2 protein-coding genes are annotated in these 2862 nt (G+C 30.5%); both read right to left on the bottom strand.

The annotated features are described in order from the left end of the window. Window positions 1-274: 274 nt before the first annotated feature. Window positions 275-649, bottom strand: coding sequence for a hypothetical protein (locus ACH5TW_RS00390; protein ID WP_439334494.1), 375 nt, complete (start codon window positions 647-649; stop codon window positions 275-277). Between the two features lie 915 nt (window positions 650-1564). Further along, window positions 1565-2248, bottom strand: a complete 684-nt coding sequence (locus ACH5TW_RS00395; protein WP_439334495.1) for a hypothetical protein — start codon at window positions 2246-2248, stop codon at window positions 1565-1567. Between the last annotated feature and the right edge of the window lie 614 nt (window positions 2249-2862).

Raw genomic sequence — 2862 nt, forward strand, 5'->3', positions numbered from 1 at the left:
ATTTCTCCTCTATCGATTGGCATTACTTTATCATTTAGAGTTGCGACAATAAAATTTACAGAGTATTCTTCTTCCTCTTTTTTATTTAATCCGAAAAGTTTTTTAATGAAGTTCATATTTTGGTTTAGCTTGTTTACAACGTTTATGTATATGAAATGTTGCGTGTTTGTGTGCGAGGATTTTCCGAAGGAAAATCAGAAGCAAGCAAACAAAGCAACAAACTTTGGTTAAGCCTAAAACAGCAATTTTTTATATACTTTGTTGCCATTAGTTTTTATCTATTTATATTTTCAACTCTTTCAACTTTATTTTTTTTGTTTAAGAAAACAACAAATTCGTAGTGGTCTAGCATTGCATAATTATCTGGGTCAGGTGTTGCATAACAAATTGTGTTTTTAGTCCAACAATCAGTTGTGTATTCCGTTCCTAACAATTCAATTATCTCCTTTTTTGTTTTTCCATTGAGCTTATTATTCTTTTTTAAATCATTAACCATTTTATATCTTGAATCTACATTTTCAATCCAGTCTTTTGAATTAAACTTCTTTGATCTTAAAATGGGATTAATTATTCCGTAACAAATCCCAATCATTATGGTGGTCAATAAAATCGGCATTAAAAGTGTTGTTAGAATTGAATATAATTTCACGTTTTTAATTCGAAATTTTTTTGCTAAAAACTTTCTATATAAAAAGTAAGAAGGTATTAAGAAAAGAACTTGAAATCCGATAAATATAAAAATCAGTTTAATCATTTCGGTATTTTGGTCAAATTAATGGCAACGGTTACGTATAATATTAGTGGCGTGTTTAAGCACTAATTTAGTAAATAGAAACTTGCCAGCGGAAAATTCCGCAGGAATTTTCCAAGTAGGCTAGAACCAGCCATTAATTTTATACTTTGTTACCACCAGTTTTTATATTTTTAGAACCAAATTTGTCGGAATAAGAATGGAAAAAGTCCAATTACAATTCCGATTATAAAATTCCATTTTTCCGTTTTTAAATTCCATTCAGATTGATTTATTCGAATCAGATACATAGTCAGATTATAAATTCCGTAGCCAATTATTATTCTAATTGATAATTCCGCTAACAATTCCCAATTGAAAATGTAATCAACAACTCTTAATGAAAAAGAGAAAACTATATTCGCAATTATTCCAATCGTTATTGTTTTTATTAAAGTCAACCAATTTTTGGTATTTAAAAAAATCAGAATTCCAGAAAACGAAAGTAAAACTCCAAATATAAATTCAGCTATGATACTTGAATTAGAACGCATTATAACGAACAAAACTGACGTAAAATTATATTTAAAGAAATCAGTTAAACTGTGGTAGATTAATCCGATTCCAAATATTAGGAATATCAGCCCAAAAATCCAGTTAATATTGTTCTTTCGTAGTTCTGTTTTCAAATTGGTGGTAACGGTTACGTATAATATTAGTGGCGCGTTTAGGCACTAATTTAATAAATAGAAACTTGCCAGCGGAAAATTCCGAAGGAATTTTCCAAGTAGGCTAAAACTAGCCATTAATTTTATGCTTTGTTGCCAGTAGTTTTTATTCCACTTTATATTTTATTATCGCTTTATCTCCTTGAAAAAATGATTCATTCTCCTTTTTTACAAAATTCAAATTCGGTTCGTGAATTATTTCCAAGTTGTTATTGTCAATCCATTTGGCAGAAACTTTTTTACCTTCTCCATTAAAGTACATTATTCCTGCTCCACCACCAGAATTCCATTCCATTATTCCACTTGTATGGATATATTTTCCATTTGTAAATTCTTCGTTTACTCTAAATTCCTTTGTTCCGTCAGCAGTTGAAGTTCGGACAAGTTCATTTGTCGTAAATTCAAATTTCGGTCGAACTCTTCTTTTCGCTTTTGGTTTTTCAGTCGATATTAATTTCAGAAAGTTCTGTAATTCGGTTTTTCTTTCCTGAATTGTCTTTTCATCTGCACCAAGTTCTTTCCACAATTCCAAGTCAGTTCCGCTATCAATTATTTCTTTTACTTGCTTTAAAATTTCGGGTTCAAGAGACTTTGTTTCCCATTGAGCCAGAGCAAGTCCAAATAATGAGTTATTTCGGTCGTCTGAATCTGAAAAATAATCAGCAAATTCCGTTTTTATTTCGTCCGAAACCAAAACTTGATTTCCTCCATTATTATACTTATCGAAAAAGTTCGAATAAATGTCAAGTGTAGTGTCGTTTCCTTTTATTTCTGTGTTCCAAACTCCCATTTAGTTCTGTTTCTCAAATTACTGGCAACGGTTTGGTGTAAGGAAAGTACGGCTTTGTGCTCTACGATTTTCCGAAGGAAAATCGGAAGAAAACAAAAAAGTACTAATTCCCGTTTAAGAAATAAAGATAGTATTTTTTTTACACATTGTTAGCTTATGTAACGACACATTTGAGTAATTACGTTTTTTTTTGTTTCCGCAATTAATTCCGTTTGAGTAAAAAGTCAGAAACAGCATTTAAAATCCGTTTGAGTGATAAAATCGGTACGAGTATTTAATTGGTTTTCAAATTCCGCAAACTAGCTTAAAATCCGCAAGAGTAGTTTTCTGTATCATGCTAAAAGTCCGCGTAAAGATTTACTTTTAAAAATCCGAAATTGGTCAGTTTCTTTTCAGCGCAAGGTTTGTTGGAGTTATTTAAGCTAACGGTTGTGTATAAGAATAGTGCGTTTTTGTGTCCGAGGATTTTCCGCAGGAAAATCAGAGTGACTAAAAAAGCACTAACTTTTTGATTAAGAAATAAATTTAAGCATTATTTCTTATACTTTGTTGTAGTACGTTTTTTTATTCAACTATTATTTTCAATTCTTTGGTTTCAAAGGATTTGCCTTCAA

The sequence above is a fragment of the Thalassobellus sediminis genome, assembly GCF_044386045.1.
In the GTDB taxonomy this organism is placed as follows: domain Bacteria; phylum Bacteroidota; class Bacteroidia; order Flavobacteriales; family Flavobacteriaceae; genus Thalassobellus; species Thalassobellus sediminis.

Coding starts and splice junctions, on each gene's coding strand:
- ACH5TW_RS00395 (WP_439334495.1), bottom strand. CDS start 2,248: ATGGGAGTTTGGAACACAGAAATAAAAGGAAACGACACTACACTTGAC.